The sequence below is a fragment of the Streptomyces sp. M41(2017) genome (assembly GCF_002078175.1).
In the GTDB taxonomy this organism is placed as follows: domain Bacteria; phylum Actinomycetota; class Actinomycetes; order Streptomycetales; family Streptomycetaceae; genus Streptomyces.
In genome coordinates this window covers 277,513-302,345 of the sequence record NZ_MWFK01000003.1, presented here as the reverse complement: position 1 = coordinate 302,345, position 24,833 = coordinate 277,513, and the positions used below count along the sequence as shown (strand labels likewise).

The 24,833-nt window shown below is 70.9% G+C and carries 26 protein-coding genes; 13 read left to right on the top strand and 13 right to left on the bottom strand.

Annotated elements, in window-relative coordinates:
- The first annotated feature begins 95 nt into the window (after positions 1-95).
- Positions 96-1,673 (top strand): N-acetylmuramoyl-L-alanine amidase, encoded by a 1,578-nt coding sequence (locus B0675_RS38010; RefSeq protein WP_081224334.1) that lies wholly within the window; start codon positions 96-98, stop codon positions 1,671-1,673.
- A gap of 167 nt (positions 1,674-1,840) precedes the next feature.
- Positions 1,841-2,275 (top strand): hypothetical protein, encoded by a 435-nt coding sequence (locus B0675_RS38005; protein WP_241540166.1) that lies wholly within the window; start codon positions 1,841-1,843, stop codon positions 2,273-2,275.
- Here the strand turns inward: B0675_RS38005 and B0675_RS38000 are convergent.
- The gene (locus B0675_RS38000) at positions 2,268-2,906 is read right to left on the bottom strand and encodes a VOC family protein (protein WP_081224333.1); all 639 of its coding nucleotides are present in this window, start codon (positions 2,904-2,906) and stop codon (positions 2,268-2,270) included. The two genes, B0675_RS38005 and B0675_RS38000, sit on opposite strands and share 8 nt — an antisense overlap.
- 156 nt (positions 2,907-3,062) lie before the next feature.
- Between B0675_RS38000 and B0675_RS37995 the strand changes: the two genes are divergently transcribed.
- Positions 3,063-4,166: a hypothetical protein gene (locus B0675_RS37995; protein WP_081224332.1), complete on the top strand. Its 1,104-nt coding sequence runs from the start codon at positions 3,063-3,065 to the stop codon at positions 4,164-4,166.
- 68 nt (positions 4,167-4,234) lie between these two features.
- Here B0675_RS37995 and B0675_RS37990 read toward each other — a convergent pair whose 3' ends face one another.
- Together B0675_RS37990 and B0675_RS37985 are read right to left on the bottom strand one after the other, a co-directional pair.
- The gene (locus B0675_RS37990; RefSeq protein WP_081224331.1) at positions 4,235-4,789 is read right to left on the bottom strand and encodes a dihydrofolate reductase family protein; all 555 of its coding nucleotides are present in this window, start codon (positions 4,787-4,789) and stop codon (positions 4,235-4,237) included.
- 127 nt (positions 4,790-4,916) lie between these two features.
- On the bottom strand, positions 4,917-5,663 hold the full coding sequence (locus tag B0675_RS37985; RefSeq protein ID WP_081224330.1) for a DUF1838 family protein: 747 nt from the start codon (positions 5,661-5,663) through the stop codon (positions 4,917-4,919).
- Between the two features lie 140 nt (positions 5,664-5,803).
- Between B0675_RS37985 and B0675_RS37980 the strand changes: the two genes are divergently transcribed.
- A complete protein-coding gene (locus B0675_RS37980) occupies positions 5,804-6,322 on the top strand; it encodes a GNAT family N-acetyltransferase (RefSeq protein ID WP_081224329.1) in 519 nt (172 codons plus the stop codon).
- 48 nt (positions 6,323-6,370) lie between these two features.
- On the opposite strand, the gene B0675_RS37975 is transcribed toward B0675_RS37980, so the two are convergent.
- Positions 6,371-7,588: a saccharopine dehydrogenase C-terminal domain-containing protein gene (locus B0675_RS37975; RefSeq protein WP_081224328.1), complete on the bottom strand. Its 1,218-nt coding sequence runs from the start codon at positions 7,586-7,588 to the stop codon at positions 6,371-6,373.
- A gap of 115 nt (positions 7,589-7,703) precedes the next feature.
- Here B0675_RS37975 and B0675_RS37970 point away from each other — a divergent pair, with 115 nt between their 5' ends.
- Positions 7,704-8,423, top strand: a complete 720-nt coding sequence (locus B0675_RS37970; protein WP_081224327.1) for a TetR/AcrR family transcriptional regulator — start codon at positions 7,704-7,706, stop codon at positions 8,421-8,423.
- 66 nt (positions 8,424-8,489) lie between these two features.
- On the opposite strand, the gene B0675_RS37965 is transcribed toward B0675_RS37970, so the two are convergent.
- Entirely contained in the window at positions 8,490-9,227 is a 738-nt protein-coding gene (locus B0675_RS37965; RefSeq protein WP_081224326.1) for a transporter substrate-binding domain-containing protein, read from the bottom strand.
- 57 nt (positions 9,228-9,284) lie between these two features.
- Between B0675_RS37965 and B0675_RS37960 the strand changes: the two genes are divergently transcribed.
- The gene (locus tag B0675_RS37960) at positions 9,285-9,905 is read left to right on the top strand and encodes a TetR/AcrR family transcriptional regulator (RefSeq protein WP_081224325.1); all 621 of its coding nucleotides are present in this window, start codon (positions 9,285-9,287) and stop codon (positions 9,903-9,905) included.
- An 84-nt stretch (positions 9,906-9,989) separates the two neighbouring features.
- On the opposite strand, the gene B0675_RS37955 is transcribed toward B0675_RS37960, so the two are convergent.
- Positions 9,990-11,171: a YbfB/YjiJ family MFS transporter gene (locus B0675_RS37955; RefSeq protein WP_081224585.1), complete on the bottom strand. Its 1,182-nt coding sequence runs from the start codon at positions 11,169-11,171 to the stop codon at positions 9,990-9,992.
- 146 nt (positions 11,172-11,317) lie between these two features.
- The gene (locus B0675_RS37950) at positions 11,318-11,620 is read right to left on the bottom strand and encodes a muconolactone Delta-isomerase family protein (RefSeq protein WP_081224324.1); all 303 of its coding nucleotides are present in this window, start codon (positions 11,618-11,620) and stop codon (positions 11,318-11,320) included.
- Between the two features lie 197 nt (positions 11,621-11,817).
- On the opposite strand from B0675_RS37950, the gene B0675_RS37945 reads away from it, so the two are divergent.
- The 4 genes from B0675_RS37945 to B0675_RS37930 all read left to right on the top strand — a co-directional run bounded on the left by B0675_RS37945 (position 11,818) and on the right by B0675_RS37930 (position 14,754).
- Positions 11,818-12,741, top strand: a complete 924-nt coding sequence (locus B0675_RS37945; protein ID WP_081224323.1) for a LysR family transcriptional regulator — start codon at positions 11,818-11,820, stop codon at positions 12,739-12,741.
- Positions 12,742-13,003: 262 nt separating this feature from the next.
- A complete protein-coding gene (locus B0675_RS37940; protein ID WP_081224322.1) occupies positions 13,004-13,717 on the top strand; it encodes an SDR family oxidoreductase in 714 nt (237 codons plus the stop codon).
- 103 nt (positions 13,718-13,820) lie between these two features.
- Positions 13,821-14,198, top strand: a complete 378-nt coding sequence (locus B0675_RS37935; RefSeq protein WP_081224321.1) for a nuclear transport factor 2 family protein — start codon at positions 13,821-13,823, stop codon at positions 14,196-14,198.
- A 76-nt stretch (positions 14,199-14,274) separates the two neighbouring features.
- Complete coding sequence (locus B0675_RS37930; RefSeq protein ID WP_081224320.1) at positions 14,275-14,754, top strand: DUF6884 domain-containing protein; 480 nt, start codon at positions 14,275-14,277, stop codon at positions 14,752-14,754.
- 312 nt (positions 14,755-15,066) lie between these two features.
- On the opposite strand, the gene B0675_RS37925 is transcribed toward B0675_RS37930, so the two are convergent.
- A complete protein-coding gene (locus B0675_RS37925; RefSeq protein WP_081224319.1) occupies positions 15,067-16,332 on the bottom strand; it encodes a TDT family transporter in 1,266 nt (421 codons plus the stop codon).
- A gap of 190 nt (positions 16,333-16,522) precedes the next feature.
- Between B0675_RS37925 and B0675_RS37920 the strand changes: the two genes are divergently transcribed.
- Positions 16,523-17,704 (top strand): serine hydrolase domain-containing protein, encoded by a 1,182-nt coding sequence (locus tag B0675_RS37920; protein ID WP_081224318.1) that lies wholly within the window; start codon positions 16,523-16,525, stop codon positions 17,702-17,704.
- Between the two features lie 34 nt (positions 17,705-17,738).
- Here B0675_RS37920 and B0675_RS37915 read toward each other — a convergent pair whose 3' ends face one another.
- From B0675_RS37915 to B0675_RS37895, 5 genes are all read right to left on the bottom strand, one after another.
- Positions 17,739-18,629 (bottom strand): STM4011 family radical SAM protein, encoded by an 891-nt coding sequence (locus tag B0675_RS37915; RefSeq protein ID WP_081224317.1) that lies wholly within the window; start codon positions 18,627-18,629, stop codon positions 17,739-17,741.
- A 6-nt stretch (positions 18,630-18,635) separates the two neighbouring features.
- Positions 18,636-19,991, bottom strand: a complete 1,356-nt coding sequence (locus B0675_RS37910; protein WP_081224316.1) for an STM4012 family radical SAM protein — start codon at positions 19,989-19,991, stop codon at positions 18,636-18,638.
- Complete coding sequence (locus tag B0675_RS37905) at positions 19,988-20,794, bottom strand: STM4013/SEN3800 family hydrolase (RefSeq protein ID WP_081224584.1); 807 nt, start codon at positions 20,792-20,794, stop codon at positions 19,988-19,990. The genes B0675_RS37910 and B0675_RS37905 overlap by 4 nt, the downstream gene beginning before the upstream one ends.
- Before the next feature lie 71 nt (positions 20,795-20,865).
- Positions 20,866-22,014, bottom strand: a complete 1,149-nt coding sequence (locus B0675_RS37900) for an STM4014 family protein (RefSeq protein ID WP_081224315.1) — start codon at positions 22,012-22,014, stop codon at positions 20,866-20,868.
- A 34-nt stretch (positions 22,015-22,048) separates the two neighbouring features.
- The gene (locus B0675_RS37895; protein WP_081224314.1) at positions 22,049-23,014 is read right to left on the bottom strand and encodes an STM4015 family protein; all 966 of its coding nucleotides are present in this window, start codon (positions 23,012-23,014) and stop codon (positions 22,049-22,051) included.
- A gap of 297 nt (positions 23,015-23,311) precedes the next feature.
- Between B0675_RS37895 and B0675_RS37890 the strand changes: the two genes are divergently transcribed.
- On the top strand, positions 23,312-23,638 hold the full coding sequence (locus B0675_RS37890; RefSeq protein ID WP_081224313.1) for a hypothetical protein: 327 nt from the start codon (positions 23,312-23,314) through the stop codon (positions 23,636-23,638).
- Positions 23,639-23,774: 136 nt separating this feature from the next.
- Positions 23,775-24,800 carry a DUF6745 domain-containing protein gene (locus B0675_RS37885; RefSeq protein WP_179165552.1) on the top strand — a complete coding sequence of 342 codons (1,026 nt, stop codon included), beginning with the start codon at positions 23,775-23,777 and terminating at the stop codon, positions 24,798-24,800.
- The last annotated feature ends 33 nt before the right edge of the window (positions 24,801-24,833 follow it).

Sequence of the window (24,833 nt, the reverse complement as noted above, 5' to 3'; positions counted from 1 at the left end):
GCGTTTCGCGACCTTGCTGTCCGCCCCCCTCCCTCCCGAAGCCACGGGCTCTGCGACCGCGCGCCCGAAGCCCCAGTCCCCACGGAGGCACACGCATGAACCGCAGAACGACCCGCCCTCTCCAACTGCGCGCGGCCCTGGCCGTTCTGGGCACGCTGACCGTGCTCGTCACCGCGGTACAGCCCGCCGTGGCCGGGCCGCGCCCCGAGGGCGGATCCGCTCCCGGACCGGTGAGCCGTGACTTCACTCGGGCGGCGGCCGAGTTCGACGTACCGCGCGACGTCCTCGTCGCCCTCGGATACGGAGAGACCCACCTCGACGACCATGACGGCCTTCCCAGCCAGGCCGGCGGCTACGGGGTGATGCACCTGGTGAGCAACCCCGACCAGCACACCCTCGAACTGGCCGCGCGGATCACCGGCGACACACCTCGCGACCTCCGCGAGAACACGGCGTCGAACATCCGCGGCGGAGCGGCCGTCCTGCGTTCCTACGCCGACGACGCGGGCCTCGGTCGAGCCCAACGGCGCGACGCGGACGCCTGGTACCCGATCGTCGCCCGATACGGCGGCGCCACCGAACCCTCCTCGGCCCGCCTCTACGCCGACACCGTCTACACCTTCCTGGCCGACGGCGTGCAAGCCCGCACGCCCGACGGCGAGGAGCTGACCGTTCCCGCTCGCCCCGTCGCACCCGAACGGGGCCTATACGAAGCGGCCGTGGCGCCGGCGGCGCAGAGCCCGGACTATCCCTCGGCCCTGTGGGTCCCGGCCAGTACGTCCAACTACGCCGTGGGCCGGACCGCTTCCATCAGCAAGGTCGTCATCCACGTCACCCAGGGGTCCTACGCCGGGACGATCAGTTGGTTCCAGAACCCGACGGCCGAGGTCAGCGCCCACTATGTCGTGCGGTCGTCCGACGGCCAGATCACCCAGATGGTCCGTGACAAGGACACGGCGTGGCACGCCCGTTCGGGCAACGCGACGGGCATCGGCATCGAGCACGAGGGTTACATCGACGACCCGACGTGGTTCACGGACGCGATGTACCGCTCGTCAGCGGCGCTGACGGCCTACCTGTGCAACCGCTACGGCATCCCCAAGGACCGGGCCCACATCGTCGGCCACTCCGAGGTGCCGGGCAATGACCACACCGACCCGGGGCCGAACTGGAACTGGACGTACTACATGCAACTGGTGGGCGGCAGTACCGGTGGCGGAGGCGGAGGCGGCGTCCAGTTGACCTTCCCGTCGTACGACACCCTGCGCGCCGGTTCCTCCGGAGCCCAGGTGTCGGCGGCGCAGTCGCTTCTCAACGCGCAGGGCTTCAGCGTGGGGACCGTGGACGGCAGCTTCGGCTCGAAGACCACCGCGGCCGTCACCTCCTTCCAGCAGGCCCGCGGCCTCGGCGCCGACGGGGTCGTCGGCGCCCGCACCTGGACCGCGCTCCTCTCCGCCGGCACCGTGCCGGCGCTCCGCCAGGGGAGCACGGGCGCCGACGTCCAACGACTCCAGAGGTCCCTCACCGCCGCCTTGGGCCGCACCGTCTCCGCGGACGGCGACTTCGGCTCGGGCACCGAACAGGCGGTCCGCGACTACCAGAGCAGCCGCTCCTTGAGCGTCGACGGCCAGGTCGGCCCGGCCACCTGGGGTGCCCTGCAGGCGGGCCGCTGAGCCAAGACCCACAACAGGGCCGTGGCGCATCACTCCGGCGCCGCGGCCCGCAGGGTGGGGGCCTGCGGGACGGTGCAGTTGCCGGCTCGGTGTGCTGCTACTCTCAGCGCGCTGACCAGCGCTTCTGTCTGTCGCTGGTTTCGAGGGTGGTACTTGTGAGGAGTGACGTGGACGTGGCCACGCGGATGCAGAGGGCTGCCGGAATCGTGGCGACGCTGAGCGCCTTGGCCGGATGCAGTGCTGCCGGAGCAGAGGACGCCAAGTCCTCCGCGTCGACGCCCACGTCCACGGCACGTGGCGTGGTCCGCACGCCCAGCGCTGAAGGCACCGGCGAGGGTTCGGCAGCGACGCTCGTCGGCAGATGGGCTCCTTCGGGCTTCGAACCGCTGGTGCTCCACGTCACCGGTCTGAGGGCCGAGCTGATGGGTCGGCATCACTGCCGGGGCAGGGTGACGAGGCAGGACGGTGTGCAGGTCGTCAGGCTCAAGTGCGACGACGGCAACACGGACCGGGCAGTGGGTCGGGTCTACGGACTCACGGCGTCGGCGATGACGATCGACTGGGAAGGCTTCGGCGCCGACAGCATGCGGCGGATCAACTAGGGAGAGACGGGCGCGCGGCTGGCCCGGGAACAAGAGCTCCGCCCCTCACGTGGAACTCGTTGCCACCCGGATCGTGGAACTCGCCCGGGTCCCCGTCGCCCCGGCTGACCTCCAGGCGCAGTCTGTTGCGGCCGGCCTTCGGTGTGGCGGGTGGTCCCATCACCAGTGAGACGGTGCTGGTGGGTTCCTTGCGCAGCCGTACGCCCCAGTCGTGGTCCTCGACCGTGTGCCAGTCGGCCTGGGACTGCCAGAAGGCCGACTGCGCGTGGCGATCACGCTCGGCGACGTCGAGGCAGATCGCGACGAGCCCGGAGTCGGCGATCACCCCGGGGTGACCAGGGCGCAGCACGCAGAACTCGTTGCCCTCCGGATCGGCCAGCACGTCCCACGGGACATCTCCCTGCCCGATGTCCACCCGCGTCGCACCGAGCCCGAGCAGGCGCGTCACCTCGGCCTCCCAGTGCACCCCGCCCGCGAGGTCGAGGTGAAGCCGGTTCTTCTGCGCGGCTCTCGGCTCCGAGGCCGCCACACACCGCAGTTCAAGGCCGCCCGTCCGCCCCCGAGTCGCCTCCAGCCAGAAGTGACTCATGTGCCGTACATCGAGCGCGTCGATCACGATCCCGGTGAGCATCCGCTTCCTTCACTCCGTCGCATTCGGGGGCTGCTCATTGTCCCCCTGGTCGCCCCGTCCGCGGCCTGCGGAGGGCCGGATCGGGGCCCGTCGAAATTCGATGGGCCGGTCGTCGCCTGGATGCGATGATGCCTCTCTTTCCGAGGTGGAGGACGTTTGTTCGTGTTCGTGTGCGCCGACTGCGGCGCCGAGTTGACCGTTCCCCTGTCCCAAGTCGTCCTGCCCGCACACGCTCATCAGCAGTACGGAAACGGCCTTCAGCTGCCGGTGCTCATGGCGCCGGGTACTTTCGCCGTGGACCCGGAGCCCTGGGGACCGCCGTGGCGCGAGTGGCACGACGTCGATCCGGACGAGGCGCGAGCCCGCGGTATCCACGCGCCGGTCGACATCCTGTGCGACGGTGTGCCCGGCGCGATCGCCGTCGCTCCCGGCGATGTCCGCGGCACTGAGCTGATCCCGGCGAGGGGTGGTGGCTTCTGCTGCGGCATCGGAGGCGGCGACGGCCCCAATATGGACTGCGTGGGCTGCGGACTGCCCGTGGCCACCCGGATCGACGACTGTTCGTCCTGGCAGACGGTATGGCTGGACCCTGACGCCGTGCGGCGACTGCCCGTTGCGGGTTCGGACTCCGCGCCGCTCTCGTGGGCGGAGCTGATGACGGAGTGTGAGGGGACGCCCCCGTGCGTGCCGATCACGACGGGGTGGAGGTCGGGTTCGGCGGGCTGGTGGTCCTGGAACCCTCAGTGGGAAGCGGCGGCCGGGCCTGTCCTCGTTCAGCTGTTGGCGGCCTCGGCGGGATACCCGGTCAAGGTCCCGAGAGGTCTGGCGGAGGCGGTGTTCCAACGTGCCCTGGACGTGCTCCTGCCCGACGGGTCACCGGTACGCACGGCAGCCCCAGCCGGCCCCGGGTGCACCGAGCCCGACGCCGATGCCGCGATCCTTCTCGTGCCGGCCCATCCCCAGACGGGCGAAGTCTGGGCACCGGACAGCCCATCCGCCACGGCACGACCGGTGCCGCTCCCGTTCGGGATCTGGCGATGGCTGGCCTTTCCCGAAGTCCACCTACCGTTCCCCGCGTCGGGCACCATGCCGACCGGTGTCCTGCGTGACGACCCGGCCGCACCCCGACCCGATCGGTTCTTCCGGATCGATCCGACGACCTTCCGGAACGCCTTGGCCCGGCTGCCCGACGTACGCACTCCGTGGCTGCGTGAGAGCCACGGCGACCGCGCGCTGCAGAGACGAGCCCACATCTTCTAGCAGGCGGTCCCGTTCGGGTGGGGGTGTCGTTGTCAGGGGAGGAGGACGACTGCCTGCCTGCGGAGCTGCTACGGGGTGTAGGTCAGCGTCACGACACCCGTGGCACTCGGGGTCGCGGCCGCGAACGTCAGCCCGTGCGGCAGCGCGGTGTCGAAGAGGCGCCGGCCCTCGCCGACGACGACGGGGTGGACACCGAGGTTGAGTTCGTCGATCAGCTCGTGCTGCAGCAACGTTCGCATCAGGGTGAAGCTGCCGTACATGATGATGGTGCCGCCGGGCTGCCGCTTGAGGTCGGCGACCGTCTGTGCCGCGTCACCGGGGAGGGCGGTCGCGTTCCAGGGCAACGGGCCCCTCAGCGTGTTCGTGACGACGACCTTGGGAAGGTCGTTCATCGCCTCGGCGTACCGGCCGGTGTTGTTCGACCAGGCCTTCTCGAGCGTCTCGTACGTCGCTCGTCCGAGAAGGAAGGTGTCGCTCGCCAGCAGTGCGTCGGTGGCGCGCCGGCGCGAGGCCTCGTCGAAGTACTCCAGTGCCCAGCCGCCGCGGTCGATCTCGCCGAACCCGCCCGGATCCTGGACGACGTTGTCGAGGGTGACGAACGATCCAGCGATCAGCTTGCGCATGACGGTCTCCGTCCTCGGGTCCGGCCGATCCGGCCCCGTCGCATGAAGAGACCCGGGCCGGCTCCCAAAGGAATCGGTCGGAGTGGCCGGGGCGGTCGCCCGGGGACGCCGCTCCGGCCCGGAGCGCCTACGCCGGCGGATTGAGCCTGCGGAAGTACGTCCAGCTCGTCTCGTTCGGCTCGCTCCACTTCTCCGGCGCCTGGGCGAACTGCGGGTGGTGGTCGGCGATGTAGGCGCGGATGCGTTCGGGTACCTCAGCGGAGGAGCTGAGCTTGCGGCCGCGGCAGTGGTAGGTGAGGCCGCCCGGGCGCGGACCGCGGGCCATCCACGGGAGCCAGGGCGACATACGGGTCCACGACATGGTGGCGGGGACGCCGGGCGCGGTGCCGGCCAGGTCGGCGCGGTCGGCGAAGAACTGGAAGAGTTCCAACGCCTTGTAGGTGTCGCCGGCCGAGTGCACGGGGTATTGGGCCACCGGCAGGGGTGACGGGTAGGTGAGGGGGATCTCCAGACTGAAGCAGACCTGGTCACCGAGGCGGGTCGTCGGGACCGGGAAGGGGCGCCATTTCTGGTTGGCGGGATCGTTCCAGACGTGCACCACCGGCAGATCCTGCCAGGTCTCCAAGATGTCGCGGGTGACGGGATCCAGGTAGAGGGCGGCCTCGCGGGTGAGCAGGCGGTACGCGTCCGGGCCGTCCTCCGGGTCCTGGATCAGTCGGGCGACATTGACTCCTTCGAAGCCGAACACCCGCTGGTACGGCTCGTCGGGCGACCAGGAGTACACGTCTCCGGTCCACCAGTACGTGACCTCCTCGCCGTCGAGCGACGCTCGGGTGCGGGCGAGAGAACGGAGCAGCTCAGCGGGGGTCGTCATACGGAGTACTCTGCGCGACGGCCGCCCCTGCCGGACGACATTCACCGCAATCGGGTCCGGGAGCGACCGGAACAGGCCGCTCCCGGGGACCCGGCAGACTGCGCGGCCGACGGCTCGGCCACCACGATGAAGGAGTGCCCGTGAACCGGCACCAGCAGGGTCCGCCGCCCACCGCGAGGCTCTCGTTCCGGCAGATGACCGAGGGCGACCTCGACGACATGGCCGCACTCCTCGGCGATCCGGACGTCATGCGCCACTATCCGAAGCCCGGAACCCGGGAGGAATCCCTGGCCTGGATTCAGTGGAACCAGCGTCTCTATCAGCAGGAGGGGTTCGGGCTGTGGCTGGTCTCCCTCCGGGCCACCGGAGAGTTCGTCGGAGACTGCGGCCTGACACCTCAGGAGATCGAGGGAGTCACGGAGCTGGAGGTCGGCTACCACGTGCGGGCCGACCTCCAGGGGAACGGCTTCGCCACCGAGGCCGCGCGGGCCTGCCGCGACCACGCCCGCGACGCCCTCGGCGCGACGCGTCTCATCGCGATCGTCCGACCGGACAACCTTGCCTCGCAGCGGGTCGCCGCGAAGATCGGGCTCCCGTTCGAGCGGGAGGCCGTCTCCCGGTCGGGACTCCCCGTCCGTGTCCACGCCACGTCCCTGTGACGACCGGTTCCCGGACCAGGAGCGGCGCGTCACCGCCCCCCCTGCGGGTCACTGCTCCCGCATGCCCCACGGCGAGCCGTACGCCGTCAGCAGCTCCAGGAAGGGGCGCGCCGGGAAAGCCTCCGGCCCGAGGACGCCGGCGCCGGTCCAGGTGCCGTTCGCGACGAGTTCGAGGGCGACGACGGGATTGATCGCCGTCTGCCAGACCACGGCCTGACTGCCGTACTCCGTCATCGACCACTGGTTGTCGACCACGTGGTACAGGTACACCTCGCGCGGTGCGCCGTCCTTGCTGCCGCGCACCCAGGTGCCCGCGCAGGTCTTCCCGTGCATGCGCTCACCCAGCGTCGCGGGGTCGGGCAGACAGGCCGCGACGACGTCCCGCGGCGACACCGCGACCGGGCCGTCGGCTCCCGCGACCGTCACCGGCTCCGTGCGGTCGAGCCCGAGCAGGTGGAGGGTCTTGAGCGTCTCGATGAACTCGTTCCCGAGGCCGTACTTGAAGGTGACGCGCCGGGCGTCCACCCAGCGGGGCACCAGCAGCACCTCCTCGTGCTCCACGTTCACGCACTCGACTTCCCCGATGCCCTCGGGGAAGTCGAACACCTCGGGTTCGCTGAACGGCTCGGTGGTGTACCAGCCGCGGTCCGCCTCGTACACGACCGGCGGGTTCAGGCACTCCTCGATGGTGGTCCAGATACTGAAGGAGGGCGCGAAGTCGTACCCGTCGACGGTGAGGTTCGCGCCGTCACGGATGCCGATCTCCTCGATCTCGTCGAAGAGTTCGTCGGCCGCGAACCGCGCGAACACGTCCGACAGGCCCGGTTCCACGCCCATGCCGACGAGGGCGAGCGAGCCCGCCTTCTCCCAGTCCTCCGCCTCCGCGAACTGGCCGTCGCCGAGTTTGACCCCGCACTCCTCGTACGGTCGCTCCGGGTGCGGCCGGGAGAGCGACATCGCCATGTCGAGGTAGTTCGCGCCGCCGGCACGCGCCGCCTGGAACAGCGGCATGACGAAGCGCGGGTCGGTCGCGTTCAGCAGGACGTCGCAACGGTGCAGGGCCAGCAGCTCCGCCACCGCCGCGGTGTCACTCGCGTCGACGCGGGCCGCGACGAACCGCGGGTCGTCGCCCACCGCCGTGACGGCGGCCTCCGCCCGGGCCGGGTCGTAGTCGGCGACCACCATCGCCTCGAAGAACGTACGTCGCGCCGCGATCCGGGTGATCGCGGTACCCACACCACCGGCTCCTACGAGCAGTACACGCATGGCAAGAACTCCCTGTCGGTCCTACGGAGAACGAGGCGCGCCCCTCGGTGAGATACAACGCCCCGGCGTCACGTAAGGTCAATGGCGTTGGCATAAGCGTCCACCGGAGGTCACCGTGGCGAAACCCGTGGTGCCCGAGGAGAAACGGCGCCGCCGTCGGCCCACCCGCAGCGGCACCGTGCTCTCCGAACAACTGATCGTCGAGACCGCACTGCGCATGCTGCGCGAGCACGGGAGCGCCGGCTTCACCGCGCGTCGCCTCGGCCTGGCGCTCGACTGCGACCCGAGCACGCTCTACCGCTACTTCCGCGGTATGGACGACCTGACCCTCGCCATCGCCGACGCGCTCATAGGCCAGGCGCTGCGGGGCTGGGAGCCGACGGGGGAGTGGCGGGCCGACCTGCGGGCCATGGGGCTGCGCATCCACGCCGCCTACGTCGCCCACCCGCAGGCCGCCCAGCTGACCACCAGCCGTGTCAGCGGCCGGGCCAACGAGCTGGCGGCCGACGAGATGGTCCTGGAACTGCTGCGTTCGGCAGGCTTTCCGCTGCCGGACACCGTCCGGATCTACCACGCCTTCATCGACCAGACGCTCGCCTTCGCCGCCCTGGACGCGGCCTCCCTCGCGCTGCCCAGTGCCGCGCTGCGCGCCGACGAGGCCATGTGGCGGTCCACCTACGCCCGACTGCCCGCCACGACGCATCCCCGTATCGCCGAGGCGGCTCCCCTCCTCGCCACGCGGATGGTCACCAGCGCCTACCCGACGGCCCTGGACATGCTGCTGGACAGCGCCGCCGCGCAACTGACGCGGTCGTCGTCCCCGGACGGAGCCTGATGTGCGACCGTCGCGCGAAGGCGGCCGGACCGACCGGCAGCCCGGTTCGGGGCCGGCGTCCCCGGCTCAGCCCCGTGTGCGTGCGAGCGGTGCGACCAGCGTCTCCGACTGGTCGGAGCGGCGCAGCGCGTCGGTCACGAAACCGTCCGCTTTCAGTTCCTCGACCACGTCGTGCAGGAACCGTACGGTCCCCGGCGCGTGCTTGCGCGACGTTCCCACCGCCTGCCGGATCTCCATGAACCGCTCCTCGATCAGCCGGACTTCGCCCGCGTTCGCCGCCACGAACCCGGTCAGAGGCTGACGGATCCCGGCGGCGACCTCCAGGCCCTGCGCGCGGAAGACGTCCACGCCTTCGTCGCCGCGGACGACCGTCGCCCGCTGGAGTGTCCGGGTCAGGAAAAGGTCGTACGCGGAGCCTTGCTTCACCCCGATCCGGACGCCGGGCCGGTCGACCTCGGCGACCGAGGTGAGGGGGGAGTCGACGGGCACCGCGTACACGCCCTCGATCACCACGTAGGGGGCGGTGAAGGCGACCTCCGCCTCGCGTGCCGGTTCCACGGCGAGAAAACAGATGTCCGCCGCGCCCGAGGCCATCGCCTCGAACGACTTGCGCGCCGCGTCGAAGCACAGCAGCTCCACCGGCACTCCCAGACGACGGCCGATCTCCCGCGCGACGTCCACCGTGACCCCGCGGGGCTGGTCGGGCGTGCCCTGCGCGAGGACGGGATTGCCCAGGTTGATGGAGGCCCTCAGCGCACCGGCCGGGGCCAGGTCCTCGACGACGGAAGCGGTCGCGATCTCCATGGGGCGGAGTCTAGGTCAGACCCGCCATCTATAGACGACCGGTCGTACACTTCCCTCATGGGACGTACCAGCGACGCGAGAGAGAAGATCCTCGGCGCCGCGCAGTCACTCATCGAGCTGCGTGGCTATTCGGCGCTGGGTGTGGCCGAGATCTGTAAGGCGGCCGGTGTGCCGAAGGGGAGCTTCTACTACTTCTTCGAGTCCAAGGAAGCTCTCGCTCTCGCTGTGATCGACGAGCAGTGGGCCGGACAGAAGTCGGCCTGGGCGAGGGCCCTCGGCAGCGATGAGGAGCCGCTGATCCGACTCCGTCGGCTGTTCGAGGACACCGAAGCCGCACAGCTGGCCGGCCAGCAGAACTGCGGCACCGTGTCGGGCTGCATGTTCGGGAACCTCACGCTGGAGATGAGCAACCAGACCGAGTCCGTACGAGAACGGCTGCAGGCGATCTTCGAGGAGCAGGTCGGCATGGTCGAGTCGGTCGTCTCCGAGGCGCTCGCCCGCCATGACATCGCTGTGACCGACAGCCGGGAGGCCGCACGGGCGGTCGTCGCCCAGCTGGAGGGCCAGGTCCTGTTCGCCAAGCTGTACAACAACACCCGGCAGCTCGGCCCCCTGTGGGCGAACTGCCTGGCGCTGCTCGGCGCGTCGATGCCGCAGGAGCCCGCAGCGCGTATCTGACGGCCGGCGGCCCCCGGCCGCCGCCGATCGGCTCAGGCCCGGTGTCCCAGGGTCCGGTGCACCGTGTGGCGCATCGGGCACGTCTCAGCCGGTGCGCGCTTCGGGACCCGCGACAGGCCGGGCGGTTCCGGCTCGCCCACTGCCCAAGCCGTCCTCCGCCACGACGATCCGGTGCGGGAACCCGCTCCGCAGGACGGCCGCTGACACGGCAGCCGCGAGCACCACACCGGACGCCGGCAGCAGCGCCTGTCGGTAGCCGTGCTGGAGCAATGGTGCGACGAGAAGGGGACCGGCGATCTGCCCGACCGAGTAACCGGCGGTCAGCAGGGCGACGGACCGAGGAAACCGCAGATGGGTGCCTGTGGCGAGGGCGAGGGTGCTGATGCCGATGAACGTCGCGCCGAACAGGACCGCCGAGATCAGGGCGGCCGTCACACCGTCGAACAGAGCGGGCAGGGCGATGCCCACCGCCTGGATCACGAGCGCGGCACACAGCAGACCGGGCCGGAACCGACGACGCCCCAGCCAGGCCCACAGCGCGGAGGACGGCAGAGCGGCCAGACCGACCACCACCCAGGCGCCGCTCCCGATCCAACCGGGTGAGCCCTGTTCGATCGCGGCGACCAGGAACGTGCCGGCGACGATGTAGCCGACACCCTCCAGGGTGTACGAGGTGAACAGGGCGGTGAACCAGCGCCCCGTGCGTGCCCTCCGCACGAGGCCGTCCGCAGGGTCGGGCACCGCCGTCACGGCCGATCGCTCAGGTGCGCCTTCGGGGCGGAGGTTCCACGCCACGACGGAGAGGATCGCGGCGAGTACGGCCGAGGCCCACCACGCGGCCCGCCAGTCGGCGAGGGAACGCACGGCGAGGACCAGCAGGCCGGACAGGGCGATGCCGGCGCCGACACCGCCGAACGCCCAGCCGGACAGGTGGGCCGGATGCTCGCGCAGGTGGCTCAGCAGCGAGCTGACCGCGATGACGAAGACCAGCGCGCTGGCCACCCCTGCCGCCAGCCGCAACGCCATCCACAGAACGGTGCTGTGGGTCACGGGCATGGCCGCCAGGCTGACGACCAGGACGACCAGGCTCGCGCGCAGGAGAGCGGGGGAGCGGATCAGGGAAGGTGCCAGGATGCCGGCGAGTGCCCCGACGAGGTAGCCGACGTAGTTGGCGGTGGCCAGATGGGCGCCCGCGCCCGGGGACAGCCGTGCCTGGGCGTGCATCAGGGGGACGATCGGGGTGAACACGAACCGGCCGACGCCCATGCCCGCCGCGAGTGCGGCAGCGGCCTGGAGCACGTGGATCCAGGCCGTGTGCCGCGAGACGAGCTCCGTGGCGGTGGACGTGACGGGGCGGCACGACGGCATGAAGGTCCTCGGAGATGCACGGGGGAGCTGGGGCAGGGGTCGGCTCACGCCGTCGTGTCCGCGCTCCCCGGGTCGTTCGGGTGGGATTCCAGCGGTGTGACCTCGAAGGTCATCCACGGGCTCAGCGGAAGGGTGCCCAGCACCTTCTCCCTGAGGTCGTCCTCGTCGTCTCCGCGCCAGATGCCGATGCTGCGCAGCTCGCCGACCGGGCGCCACAGGCGTGCCAGGTGGCCGGTGGCGGCCAGTTCGCGTGCGTGGACGGCTTCGGCGGCCCGCCGCCGGTCCACCTCTTCCTGCGGGGTCCCCTCCGGGACGGTCGTGGTGATCTCGACAAGAAACTCACGCATGGTCGTACTCCGTTCGGTGAGGTGGTCCGGTCGGTGACGCTTCGCGGCAGAGGTGGGACCCAGCGGCCTCCCCCGGAGGGCAGACACCGCCTTCACCCACTCTCGGGCGCGCATGTCTCCATCGTCCGCCCGCCCTCGCCGGAGCGCCACGACCGGCCGGCTCCCTGCTGGTAGGCGCACCCTCCCACCGACGTAGCATGGCCCGTGTGGAACTGCGCCAGCTGCGGTACTTCGTCGCCGTCGCCGAGGAACTGAACTTCGGCCGGGCCGCCGAGCGTCTCCTGATCGCCGGGCCGTCCCTGTCCCAGCAGATCAAGGCCCTCGAACGGGACCTGGGCGTGCGCCTGTTCGACCGGGACCGCCGCTCGGTTGCGCTCACCCCCGCCGGATCGGCCCTGCTGCCCCACACCCGCGCCCTCCTGGACGGCGCCGACGAGCTCCAGCTCCGCGCCCGCCGGCTGTCCGGCTCCGAACCCGTCCGTCTCGGCTACGTCAACTGGCTTCCGCCGGACCTGACCGCTCGTACCGCGGCCGTGGCCCAGGTCCACATCGACGCCTGGGTGGCGCCCTCGCACGCCCAGGCCGCACGGGTCGCCGACGGAAGCCTGGACCTGGCGATCTGCTGGGTACCCACCGGCACCCTGGACGAGCTCGGCCTGCGGGCCCGCCTGATCGGCGCGGACCGGCTCTACGCGGTCGCCCCGGGAGATGTCACGGGAGAGGTGCGGGCCTCGGACAGCGCCGTACTCCTGGACGACGACACCACCTCGTGGTCGTCCTGGAACGCCTATGCCGAGGCCGTGACCAAGGGCACCGGAGCGCGCGCCGTCCGTATCTCCGACGGCGGGATCACCGGTCCGGCGTTCTTCGATCACGTCCGGCGCATCGGTGGACCCGTGATCAACTCGCCCAAGGGACAGACCACTCCGCTGCCGTCCGACCTGGTCCGACGTGCCGTCGTAGGGCCCGAGATCCACTGGACATGGTCCCTGGTCCGGCGCCGGAACGAGGTCCGTTCGTCGGTCATCTCGACGATGGAGGCACTGTGCGACGGCGTCGGTGACCTCGGCGTCCACGCGGCGGATGCCTGGTTGCCGGACTGCGATCCCTACCGGCAGTAGCCCGCCGCGAGGTCCCCTTGTACGGGCGCCGACCCAGGTCAGCCGGGAAGGAAGCGTCTGACCTGGGCTGAAAGTCTGCGCCTATCACCTGGGAGGAACCCGGTCCCGGGGAGAGGCTCGCCAACCGTGGACGGAAGCGCCGGGACCGCTTACCTTCGCATTAGTCGACCGGTCGGCTAGTAAATCGATCGGCAACCGGAATCACTCGACAACCGTCCCGCATCGAGCGGACGGGCCGCTCTACCGCACGGAGAACGTCACCATGACCACTCAGGACCAGAAGGTCGCGATCATCACCGGCGCCTCGCAGGGCATCGGCGCCGACCTGCTCGCCGCGTACCGCAAGCAGGGCTACGCCGTCGTCGGCACGTCCCGCAGCATCGCCCCCACCGACGACACCGACGTGCTGACGGTGCAGGGCGACATCGCCGACGCCGCGACGGCGGAACGCGTCGTCGCCGCCGCCATCGAGCGTTTCGGCCGCATCGACGCGCTCGTCAACAACGCGGGCGTCTTCGTCGCCAAGCCGTTCACGGACTACACCGCGGACGACTTCGCGGCCGTGACGGGCATCAACCTCACCGGCTTCTTCCACGTCACCCAGCTCGCCATCGAGCAGATGCTCGCGCAGGGCGGCGGCCACATCGTCAACATCACCACCAGCCTCGTCGACAACGCCGACGCCCGGGTGCCGTCCGCGCTGGCCTCGCTGACCAAGGGTGGACTGCAGTCCGCCACCAAGTCCCTCGCCATCGAGTACGCCACGCGCGGGATCCGGGTCAACGCGGTCTCGCCCGGCACCATCAAGACCCCCATGCACCCCGAGGACACGCACGAGGCCCTCGCGGGACTGCACCCGGTCCGCCGTATGGGCGAGTCCTCCGACATCGTCGACGCGGTGATGTATCTGCAGCACGCGCCGTTCGTCACGGGTGAGATCCTCCACGTGGACGGTGGGATGAGCGCCGGTCACTGACCCGGCGGGTCCACCCTTGGAGGTGTGGGGTGTCGCCGGTCGCGCACCCCGCACCGTCCACCACATCGGCAGGCCTCGGGCCCCGAACACCAGGAGCAACCTGATGGACACCACGAAGACCAAGGACGACGAAGCGATCCTGCGTGACGTCCTGGACCGGTGGAAGGCCGGTGTCGACGCCCACGAGCCCCATCGGGTCGCGGCCCAGTTCACCGAGGACGCCATCTTCCAGGGGCTCCACCCCTACAGCACGGGCAGACGAGGGGTCGCCGCCTACTACGACTCGCAACCCCTCGGCATGGAGGCCGCGTACCAGGTGCTCGAGACCAGACGGCTCTCCCAGGACCTCGTACTGGGCTACCTGGCCGTCGACTTCTCCTTCACCGACCGCCCCACCATCGGCGTCAACCTCAGCGTCCTCGTACGCCGGACGGCCGAGGACTGGCAGATCGCCCACTACCACGTGTCCCGCCTCCCGTAGGGACGCTCGGTCCGTGCCGGCCGGCACCGCGCACAGACGCAGGCGCGCTCACACCCACCGGAACAGGACGGCACGCATGACACCGAACGACCATCTCGACTGCTTCGACCCCGAACTGGTCGTCATTCCGTGCGGCAGTCGCAAGCTGGACCGGCGGGCACCGGCCGGGGACCTGTACGTCGGTTCCTACCACCGCGCGTGCCGAAGGGCGGCGGAGGCGCTGGAGCCCGGTCGGCTGCTCATCCTCTCCGCGCGGTACGGCCTGCTCGACCTGGACGACGTCGTCGAGCCGTACGACACTCCCCATGGCGCCGCCGACTCCATCACGGCCGCCGCCCTTCTGGAGCAGGCACACAGGCGGGGTGTCATCCTCGGGAGTCCCGTCGTGGTCCTCGGGGGCGCCCGGCACGTGAGCCTCGTCCGCAGCGTCTGGCCGGGGGCCCTGAACCCCCTGGCCGGGACGCGCGGCATGGGCGAGCAGATGGCCCGACTCGCAGCGATGCGCAAACAAGCGGCCCCACCTGTCCGGCGGAACGCGGACCCGTCACCTCTGTGAACGGGGAGACCGGACAGCTTTCCGTGCACGGCCACGAGGCGGATGAGGGGACACACCATCCCGCGGCGCCACAGCGGCGCCGCGGGATCGCCGGCACCGGGGGCCGAGAGCCACGGTGCCGCCCGCCCACCTCGGACGAGCCGGGTGCGCAGCGCCGGTTGGAGCAGAAACACCAGGGGCGCCCGATCGACTCGGTTCACGTAGCCGATCTCGGAACGCAGAACACGCGGATCGCAGAGGGACATCAGGCGACAGTCACGGCGGGCCCGCTCCGATCACCGGAGCGGGCCCGCCGTCAACGGTCCGGGGTGGTCATCCCTCGTCGTCGGCGGCCAGGGCGCCGGCACCGACGACCTCGGCCGTGGGGTCGAGGCCGGGCCTCCGGGCCTCGGCAGCCGGACGCGCGCCGGCGTGGACGCCTTCCGCGGGCGGCGTGGTCCCGTCTTCGCGAGGTGCCGTTCCGACGGCAGGACGACGTGCGCGGCCGGCGACCGCCCACTGGCACATGTGCTCGGCGGCGTGAAGGGCGGACCGCCCGGCCACGACGATCCAGGCGAGGACGAGCAGCCCGTAGGACGCCACGGCGATCCACTTGAACGCATCCGAACCTGTCTGCGCGGCAAGGGAGTTGCAGGCGGTCACGCAGGCGCCGACCGGGAAGATGAACGACCACCAGGTGGCCGCGAAAGGCAGACCGGTCCGGATCGTCCGTACCGTCAACCCCGCGGCGAGCGTGAGCCACAGCATGGCGAAACCCCACACGCCGAGCCCGCCCAGCAGCGCGAGCACCACGGTCCCCTGCGCGTAGGGCGCCGGGAGCACGCTGGGCGCCGCCGCGGCGAGTGCGCCGAGGGCCGCGACGGCCTGTCCCAGGGCGCCCGCGCCGATCCACACCGTGGGCACCACCGCTCCGGAGGGTGCCTCGTGATGGATCAGGCGGCCGTAGATCAGCGCTATCACGAGCAGCGCCGCGATGAGGCCGAGTCCGAGCATGGCGTAGCAGGCCAGCAGCAGGGCGAGGCGGAGCTGACCCGCCGGTGCGTGGGGGATGAGCAGGGCGCCCGTCGCGGCCGAGACCATCGGCGGCACCACGGGCATGAGCCAGCCCCCGAACGCGGCGTCCGGCGCGAAGCGATGCCGGGTGACCATCAGGTACGGGACCGTGCAGGCGGTGACCAGGCCGAGCACCGTACCGAGTGACCACAGCACCCAGTCCACGTCCAGCGCCGCCTCGCTTCCCATCAGCGGGCGGCCGAGCAGCAGCGCCCCGGCGCCCACCGTGAGCAGTGCCACCGGGGGCGCCCCCAGGAACTGCGCCATCACCGGATCACCGGCGTGAAGCCGCAGGGCTCGCTGCCGCAGGTATCCGGCGGCCAGGAGGACCAGGAGGAGCGCGGCGCCCAGCCAGACGACCATGGCGCCGGTTCGCAGCCCGGGGAAGGTCCAGGGCAGCGTGACCGAGGCGTTGGCGACGATGCCGGTGCCCATGACGGCGGCGAACCAGGTGGGACCGAGAGGCGGACGCTTCGTCCTGTGTGCTGTGAGCGCCGTCGGAGGGGCGGACGGGGAGGAATTCATTCCTCGAACCCTATGGTCGGGTTGGGGCCGTACCGTCGCGCATGTCCTGATGTGAGCGCTGTACGGCACACACTGAGGGCCGGCGTCGATCTCGTCCGCGCCCGAGCGCATCGCGTGGGGGGATATCCCCAACCGGAGCCCGGGGGTGCGCCGGATACCCCGTCCTCTCGCCGGGACCTAGCGTTCGACCATGACCTCGACTCCGCGCAAACACCTGGCCCTGGCACTCGGCATCGCGGCGTTGCTCACCGTCGAGGCGGGCACCGCCCTCGCGCAGCCTCAACGCCCGACTCTCGCGCGGCAGTTGCGTGAGGACGCCCGGGCGATCCACGCGCTCGGCGTCAGCGGTGTCCAGGCCCGAACGATCGAACCCGACGGCCGGCAGACGGTCGCGACCAGCGGAACCGCCGACCTGGACACCGGTCGTCCGGTCCCTGCAGAGGGCTACTTCCGTATGGCCAGCACGTCCAAGACACTGATCGCCACCGTCGTCCTCCAACTGGAGGCCGAGGGCGGGCTGTCCCTGGACGACACCGTGGACCGCTGGCTGCCGGGAGTGGTCGACGGCAACGGCAACGACGGCCGCCTGATCACCGTCCGACAGCTCCTTCAGCACACGAGCGGCCTGCACGACGACGTGCCCGGCTACACCACGCCGCAGGAGTACTACGAGCAGCGTCACTACGTCTACAGCTCGGAGCAGTTGATCGCCCGCGCCATGGATCACGCCCCGGACTTTCCGCCGGGCGAGGGCTGGCAGTACTCCAACACGGGATACATCCTGCTCGCCGCGATCATCCACCGCGCCACGGGCCACCCCGCTCACGAGGAGATCGAACACCGCATTCTGCGCCCGCTCGCCCTCGGCCGGACCCGGTGGGGCGGCACCGCGTCCACCCTCCCTCGACCGCACGCGAACGCCTACCAGTTGTTCGGCCCCGGAGCTCGTGTGGACGTCACGGACCAGATCCCCGTGGACCACGAGAATCTCTCGTTCGTCACGACCACGGGGGACGAGAACCGCTTCCTCCGCGCGTTGCTGGGAGGCCGCCTCCTGCCGCGTCGACAGCTGGCCGAGATGCAGCGCACCGTGCCGGTGAACGCGGAGGTCCAACAGCTGTGGCCCGGCGGCCGATACGGACTCGGGCTGGTCGAACGCCCGCTGAGCTGTGGCGGGACCTACTGGAGTCATGAGGGCGGGGACGGCGGCTACATCACGCTCAACGGCGTCACCCCGAGCGGAACTCGAAGTGTCGTGGTCTCCATGTCCGAGGCGCGCGGCGACAGCCTGGAACACATCCTGGAACAGGAGCGGGCCGCCGGCAACCTGGTGGATCACGCCCTGTGCGCCGGGAACGTCGACACCCGCTGATGGAAAGGTCGGTGAGAGGGCGTAGCGGTGTCGCTCAGACCGGCCGGCGTGCAGGGACCACCGGCAGGAGGTCCCTGTCCGGTGTCATCCGCGGGACGCGTTCCAGTACCCCGCCCGCGAAGACGTCGTACAGCGGCAGCGTTTCCAGATGCACGTAGCCGATGTGGCAGTCGCATGAGGTCAGGGGACAGGGGCGCGGAGCGAGCGCGGTCCGGTAGGAACCGTCGTACAGGTTGCCGAGCTCGCCGCGAACGAAGTGGCAGCGGCGGACCGTTCCGTCGCCGTCCACCGAGATGACGGACTCTCCGGTGCGGCAGGGCAGGCCGGCCGAGCGGTGCGGGTGACGGCTGAAGGGGAAGAGCGGGTCGAGCGCGGTCCACTCGGCGGCCTGCTCGTCGGAGTAGGTGTGTCCTTCCGCGGCGTTCACCCACAGGTACACGTGCTCCGGGAGCTCCTCGCGCAGCCGTCGCGCCGGTTCCCGATGCTCGGGCAGGCCGACGACGCCGACGCTGAAGCGCACGCCCAGGGCGGTGAGCCGGCGTGCCTTGGCGAGGAAGCGTTCGTGCGGCGTCTGCCCGGGGTGGTACGTGCACCACAGCGCCACCGTGTCCCGGTCCGCCTCCTGGAGCCAGTCGGTACGGCAGCTCAGGTTCGTCTGGATCGCGACCCGCTGGATGTGGGGCTGGTGGGACAGCTCCACGAGAGCACGGCGGTACCAGGAACGGACCAGGCCCTCGCCCCACGGGGTGAAGAGCACCGACAGCCGGTCCTCCCGCTGCTCGCCCGCCCACGTGGTGAACCGTTGCAACGCAGCCCGGTCGGACCGCAGTTGGTCCGTGGTGTCCCGGCGCTTGGCGAACGGGCAGTACGGGCAGTCGTAGTCGCAGGAGGCGAGCGGCCCGCGGTAAAGAATCGTCAGGTCCACCGGGTCTCACTTCAGTTCGTAGGCGGCCATGGCGTCCCGCACGGCCGGGGAGAAGAACTCGGGCCCGATCGCGTCCGAGTGGGCGAGCCCTTCGGGGGACAGACACAGCCGGCCGTCACCGGGCGGCGTGAGCCATCCCCGTGCGGCCAGGGTGTCCAGTTCGGAACGGAAGTCGTCCCGGGGATCGGAACCGAAGCGGTGACGGTAGTCGGTCACGGGCAGGCCCTCGGCCTGGAGCAGAGACTGCAGCAGGTGCCTGCGCCGGGCCTCGTCCTCGTCGACGTGGCGGCCGTGCAGGACGCGGGAGAAGTCCTCGGTCGCGGTGTAGTCGTCGATGATGCCGCGGATCTCCCGCATCGACACGGCGTAGTCGAAGGAGTAGTGCAGCGTCGAGGTGTACGAGCGGGCGCCGCAGCCCAGGCCGATCATGCCGTCGGTCTGGCAGGCGTAGTCGTCCGGTCCCTGGGGTGGTGCGTCCGCGCGGCGGAACATGCGCATCGACACCTGTTCGTAGCCATGGGCCAGCAGGTGGTCGCGCCCCTCGCGGTACCTGCGCAGGCGCTGCTCGTCCCACTCCCGGTCGGCACGGTGCGGATCGGTGTGCCGGCCGAGGCCGGTGAGAGGGCGGATGTAGAGCGGGTAGAGGTAGATCTCCTCGGGCCGCCAGGCCAGGGCGGCGTCCAGGGAGACACGCCAGCTGGCCGCCGTCTGGCCGTCGATGCCGTAGATCAGGTCGATGTTGAGGACCGGTACCGCCGCCTCGCGGATCCGCGTGAGTGCCGCTTCCACGTCGGAGCGGCGCTGCGGCCGTACTGCGGCGCGTGACTCCTCCTCGACGAAGCTCTGCACTCCCAGGCTGAGGCGCGTGGTGCCCCGAGCGACCAGCACGGCCAGCCGGTCGGCCGTGGCGGTGGAAGGAGAGGCTTCGACGGACAGGGGGATCGCACGGAGGTCGGCGCCCATCTCCCGCTCGGCGATGTCGCACAGCCGCTCCAGCTCGCCGGCGTCGAGGAACGTGGGTGTGCCACCGCCGAACGCGGCGTTGGCGAATCGCGGGGGCTCGTCGTCGCCCAGCGCCTCGCGCATCGCCACGGCCTGGCGTCGCACCGCGTCCAGATAGCGCCCGCTCAGATCGTCGGGCGCCCCGATCCGGGTGAACAGGTTGCAGAACCCGCAGCGGACCTCGCAGAACGGTATGTGCACGTACAGCGAGAGCGAACTCCGGGACTCGCCCGCCCACACGTCCTTCAGCGTGGGGCGCGGAGTGAGGGGACGATAGGCGGTCTTGTGCGGATAGGCGTAGGTGTAGCTCTGATACGGGCGCGGTGTCCCGGTCGGGGCGGCCACGGGAGTGAGGGTCATACGGTCGGCTCCAGGAAGAAGTGGCTGTAGGGCACGGTCCACACACTGTCGTGGCCGAGGCGGTGGCCCGTGTAGCCGTCGTCCCCGTAGGCGGTGCCGTGATCGGAGCAGACGATGGCGAAGCACCGGCGCCTGGAACTCATGGCGGCGAACAGCCGGCCCACATGCCGGTCGATGTACTCCAGAGCCGCCGCGTGAGTGGCCCGGCTGTCGCCGGTCTCCCGGGTCGCGCCGGGCAGATGGAACCAGTTCGGCTGATGCAGGGCCGACGCGTTCAGGAACAGGAACAGCCTCTGCCGGGGAGGAAGTTCGGCCACGGTCTTCTCGGCCCGGGCGACCTGTGCCTCGAACGAGGTCGGAGAGGCCACCGAGAACTCCGCCTCCCAGTGGCTCTCCTCGAAGAGGCCGGGCAGTACGCCGCCGAGCGCGCCCTGTTTGTTGAAGAAGCCGACCCCGCCGATGCACACCGTGCGGTAGCCCCGGGCGGCGAGGCCGGACACCAGATCCGGGGTGTCGAAGACGTATGTGCGGCCCGCCGTCGTCTCGCTGCCGGCGAAGCGCGCCGCGAACAACCGAGGATGTGGTCCCGGGGAGGCGGGCGTGGGAAGGAATCCCGCGAACATCGCCTGGTGCGAGGCGTAGGTGAAGTTGCCCGGCGCGTGGCGTCGCTCCCAGGTGCCCCCGGGCAGATGCGCCACGAGGTTCGGAAGGCGGCCGGCGGCGGCGAGTTCGACGGCCACGTCGTAGCGCAGGGTGTCGAGCGTGAGCAGGAGCAGGTCGTCGCGGCCCACCACCTCGTTCATGTCCGGTGTGACGCAGGGACCGGGTGTGGCGGGCGGCCTGTGCGCGGCGACGGGGCCGGTGTCGGGCGGGATCATGTGCTGTCCTCGGTGGTGCGTCGAGCGGTGGGAGCGGGGCGTGCGGGGAAGCGGTCGGGCGAGACGGACTGGACCGCCGCGACCTGCGTCGCATACGTGTCCAGGCCCTCGGCGCCGCTGCCGGGCAGACCCGTCAGGCGGGGGAGCAGATCACCGAAGGCGTTCACCTCTCCCACGGTGAACCGGCGCCAGCCGATCGCGGGAAGCAGATCGACGCCGACACACAGGGTGTCGGGGAAGCAGGCGGCGGCCCGCTCGCTGATGTCGAGCGCCTGCGCCCACCGGTCACCCGCGAGCGCGCGCACCGCCGCGAGATCACCACGTGCCCCACCCAGGTGCAGGTTGGTGAGCGGGGAGCGGCTCGTCCGGACCACGGCGTGGGTGGCCCGGCCGGCCACGACCACGACCCGCAGGTCGGCCGACCGGTCACCGAGCGAGGCCTTCGGCAGCCAGCGCTCGATGTGCAGCCCGTCCGGTGCGAGCGTGTCCACGATCGCGGCGATCTCCGCCTCGTCCGTGTAACGGCGGATCCGCAGTGAGTTGTGGAGACCGCCGTCAGCCGTGCGCTCCACCGAGGTGGTCGCCCGGATGCGGCCGGTGGTGCTCGTCTCGACGGCCAGCACGCCCGAGGCGGACGAACCGTGAGCGAGCTTGACGAACGCCCGCCGCAGTCCCGCCTCCGCCATGAGGACCCGCACGTCGCTCCAGCTCTCGACGGGCCGACGGATCCCGGAGGTGGGCGACGGGGGCACCGGCACACCCGCCGCGTCGAGACGGGCGTGACACAGCCGCTTGTCGAAGAGCACGGCCAGATCCGCGGGGTCGTCCAGGCGCCGGCCGCCGCGCAACGACCGCACACCGTCCAGGAAGCCCGCGTACCAGCGCGCCGAACCCTCGACCCGGGTCGGCTCGTCGGCGCCGCGCAGCAGGCGGTCCACCTCCGCGTTCTCGCCGGGGGAGTCCAGCCGGACCAGTTCGTCGTCGGCGAAGTCGTGCCCGCCGTCCCGCAGGACGTCGAGCCATTCGACGACGCGGGGCGTGCCACAGCCCGCGCTCTCGGCCGCCGCCGCGAACAGGTCGACCCGTCGGTTCTCCCCGTTCGCGACGACCGCCCACTTCAGCGGCACGCACGGCTTGTCACTCATCGCTCGTCCTCGTCGCGTGTCGCGGGGGTCGGTGTCACTCACCCACCGCGACGAAACGCCAGACGGTCCCGTCGTCCTCCTCGTCGGACTCCGCGTCACCCTGACCGGCGTCGACCTGCACACCGGCGGGCTCCAGTGTCTCGAGGAGTCGGGTACGCAGCGCCGAACTGAGGTAGTTGTGGTGGAGATCGAGCTTCTTCAGGTGCGTCAACGGCTGGCCCGACAGCAGTGCCGTCGCGCCGTCGTCCGTGAGCACGCCCATGGAGATGTCGAGATCCTCCAGGCGCGCCACGACGGGGGCCGACGCCAGTGCCCGGCACACGTCGTCCTGGATCTCACTGTTGCGCAGGCCGAGGCGGATCAGGCTGGGCAGTCGGTCACCCGCGAAGAACGGTTCCAGGTCGGAGACATCGGCATCGCCTCCGTACTCCGAGGTGCCCAGCCACAGGTCGAGCGCCACCAGGGCGGGCAGGTCGCTGCCGGCGATACCGCGCACCGCCTCGACGGGCATACCGCCGGTCTCGACCGTCAGACTGCGCAGCCGCTCGTGCCGGACGGCGGGGAAGACCAGCTGATTGCCACCCCGGACGCCGAACTGCTCCAGGGCCGGGAAGGCCTGGAGGAGGGGAGTCACGTCGCCCTGGACGATCCAGGAGATCTCGCACTCCTCCATGACGATGTCGCCGAGGAACAGACCGCGCAGTGCGGGCAGTTGGTCACGTGCGGCCACCAGGGCACCGATCACCGCGTCCGGAGCCGTGTCGTACACCTCGCTCCACGCGCCGACGATCAGCGCCCGCACCTGCCGCGTGTCCACCGCCGCAAGGAAGCGCGCGAACGCGTCCTGCCACTCCTCCTCACTGTCGTAGGCATCCACGGCGATGCGCCAGGCCACGGAATCGGGAGCGGGAAGCGACTCGGCCCCCGACGACGCGCCGGCCTCGGGGAAGGTGAAGGCCGGCAGGCCGTGGAACTCCTTGAGGTGGCTACCGATGGTCATGCGGACCCGCTCCTTCGTACTGCTTCCGGTGGATCGACGATCATGGTGAGTCCCGCCCGCGGACCGCACCCAGGTAGAGGAGTTCTACCAAGTCCCACTGACATCGCGGCCAACAGGGGTCGCCACTTGTGGACGGCAGGGGAGACGAATGCGGAGTGCAGCGGCTCGAAGGCCCACCAGGCACGCTACGACGCCCGTTCGCCGGGGGCGCCGCACACACGTCGAGGCCGATTGTCAGTGGTCACCCCTACCGTCCTTTCCACGGCACATCCCGGTGCCGCGACGGGAGGGAGAACCATGTTCCGCCAAGGAGACGTGCTGATCGTGCCGTTGGACGAGAAGGCGGTGCCGGAGCACGCCCTCGCGGCACCGTCCGAAGCGCGGGACGGCCGCGGACGGCTGGTCCTGGCACTCGGTGAGGTCACCGGACACGCCCATGCCGTCGTCGGACCCGGACGGCTGATCCGCGAAGCCGGAGTGTTCGGCCCGATGCTGCTGCACGTTCCCGACGGCGCGCGGGTCGTCCACGAGGAACACGGACCGATCTCGCTGCACAGAGGCTGGTACCGGGTGATCCGTCAGCGGGAGTACGTGCCGGGCTCGGTACGGATCGTCGCCGACTGACACGCCGGTGCGGCGCGCGCCGCCGACGGGGATCGGCGCGTGCCGCCGTGGAGACCTCGGGCGGCGACGGAGTGACAGGACCCACAAGCCCCGCGTGCTGCGCGGGCACCTTGAGAACTCGGAGAGGAACGGCGTGATGGAGCAGGGAAGTTGGCGGGCCGCTGCGGTGCGGACCGGACCGGGGGATCGGACCGCCGCCGAAGAAGGCGTCCGGCTGGCCTACCGGCAGGCGGGGCTGGAGGCGCCCGCCCGCATCGTCTGGGCGCGCTCGCCCCATGAGGCCGTGCGCATCCTCAGGGGAACCGCACCCGCCGACGGAACGAGCCTGGGCGACACCGGCCCCAGCGTGCGCGAGGCGGTCGTCGGCAGGCCCTGGGCGGCGGCACGCGATCGCGCCCACCGGCACCTCGGCCCCGAGGGATGGAGCGGCCACTGGCGGGCCACCGGAGCGGCCCTGTGGGAGTCGACCCGCACCCTGACCGAGCGGGTGCGGTCGGGGATCGTCGAGGACCTCGCGACCGACCGGCACGAGGAGAGCCTGATCCGACTGCTGCTCCTGGACGCGGCCCTGGGCCAGCACGACGCGCCATGGCTCAGCGCCTTCGATGCCGGAGAAACCGGCCCCCTCGCCGGAATCGCCGCGGTGGCCCGCGACGCCGGCTGGTGGTGGCCCTACGAGAAGGTGGCGGTCATCAGTGAACGACCGCTGAGCCTGCACCGCGACGAGGCCGGCCGCCTGGACAGAGGCGACGGCCCGGCACTGGCCTACGGCGACGGCTTCGAGCTGTACGCGTGGCGTGGAATGCCCGTCCCGAGCACCTTCCTCGACGAACTCACCGAGCTGACACCCGAGCGGATCCGCGACGAGGAGAACGCCGAACTGCGCCGCGTCATGCTGGAGCACTACGGCTACGACCGCTACCTGGAGGAGTCCGGCGCCGTTCCGGTGGACCGCGACGAGACGGGCGTGCTCTGGCGTGTCGAACTGGTCGGCGACGAGGACGTGGTGATGGTGGAGGTCGTCAACTCCACTCCGGAACCGGACGGCACGAGCCGCACCTACTGGCTCCGCGTCCCACCCTCGACCCGCACGGCTCGGGAGGGTGTCGCCTGGACGTTCGGACTCGGTGCCGAAGTGTACGAACCGGCTCAGGAGACGTGAGGGCGGTGTCGGACCGGCCGCCAGTGGTGCCGT